This is a genomic window from Streptococcus pluranimalium (genome assembly GCF_047785745.1).
Taxonomy (GTDB): domain Bacteria; phylum Bacillota; class Bacilli; order Lactobacillales; family Streptococcaceae; genus Streptococcus; species Streptococcus pluranimalium_B.
In genome coordinates this window covers 1-1557 of sequence record NZ_JBLOJT010000181.1, presented here as the reverse complement: position 1 = coordinate 1557, position 1557 = coordinate 1, and the positions used below count along the sequence as shown (strand labels likewise).

1 protein-coding gene is annotated in these 1557 nt (G+C 40.0%); it reads left to right on the top strand.

The genetic code is table 11. The features are described from left to right. The first annotated feature begins 98 nt into the window (after nt 1–98). Complete coding sequence (locus tag ACMZ6U_RS10310; RefSeq protein WP_416108331.1) at nt 99–1526, top strand: NADP-dependent glyceraldehyde-3-phosphate dehydrogenase; 1428 nt, start codon at nt 99–101, stop codon at nt 1524–1526. Nucleotides 1527–1557: the final 31 nt, after the last annotated feature.

Genomic DNA, 1557 nt, shown 5'->3' with positions numbered 1-1557 from the left:
TACTAAGTTATATTGATATGTTGCGTAGCAGAAAATTGCATTCTATGTTTTAAATGGTAAACTAATACTATAATAAGTATAAAGGAGGCAAAAATAAATTGTCTAAACAATATAAAAACCTTGTCAATGGAGAGTGGAAACTTTCAGATAGTGACATTAAAATCTACGCTCCAGCAACAGGGGAAGAATTAGGATCTGTCCCAGCTATGAGTCATGAAGATGTTGACTACGTTTATGAAACTGCTCGCGCTGCTCAACCAGCATGGCGTGCACTTTCTTATGTAGAACGCGCAGCTTACTTACATAAAGTAGCTAATATCCTTGATCGTGACGCTGAGAAAATTGGTGAAATTCTATCAAAAGAAATTGCCAAAGGTTATAAATCAGCTGTTGGTGAAGTGACACGCACTGCAGCTATTATCCGTTATGCAGCTGAAGAAGGCGTTCGTATGCAGGGTGAGGTTCTTGAAGGTGGTAGCTTTGATGTCGCTAGCAAGAAAAAAATTGCTATGGTACGTCACGAACCTCTTGGTTTAGTGCTTGCTATTTCACCGTTTAACTACCCTATCAATTTGGCTGGTTCGAAAATTGCTCCAGCCTTGATTTCAGGAAACGTTGTCGCTCTTAAACCACCTACGCAAGGATCTATCTCTGGTCTTGTTTTAGCTGAGGTATTTGCAGAAGCCGGTCTCCCAGCTGGGGTTTTCAGTACCATTACAGGGCGTGGTTCTGTTATTGGTGACTACATTGTAGAACACGAAGCTGTTAACTTTATTAACTTTACAGGTTCAACTTCAGTTGGTGAACGTATCGGTAAAATGGCTGGTATGCGTCCAATCATGCTTGAGCTTGGTGGTAAAGACTCAGCTATCGTTCTTAAAGATGCAGACCTTGAAAAAGCAGCTAAAAACATCGTAGATGGTGCCTTTGGTTACTCAGGTCAACGTTGTACAGCGGTGAAACGTGTTCTTGTACAAGAAGAAGTTGCTGATGAACTTGTCGAAATCATCCGTGAAAAAGTTCTTAAATTAACAATCGGTAACCCAGAAGATAATGCGGATATCACACCACTTATCGATACTGGTGCTGCAGACTTTGTTGAAGGACTTGTCAATGATGCTGTTGAAAAAGGTGCAGATGCAAAAACTGATATTATTCGTGAGGGAAACCTTATTTGTCCAATCCTTTTTGATAAGGTAACGACTGATATGAAATTAGCTTGGGAAGAACCATTCGGTCCAGTTCTTCCAGTTATCCGTGTTAAATCAGTTGAAGAAGCTATTGAGATTTCAAACAAATCTGAATACGGTCTTCAAGCTTCGGTGTTTACAAACGACTTCCCACTTGCTTTCTCAATTGCAGAACAGCTCGAAGTTGGTACAGTACACATCAATAATAAAACACAACGCGGTACCGATAATTTCCCATTCTTGGGTGCTAAAAAATCAGGTGCAGGTGTTCAAGGGGTTAAATACTCTATCGAAGCTATGACTTCTGTAAAATCAGTTGTCTTTGATATTAAATAAGGCCCTTCGTCAACTGTAGTTGGTGACTTAT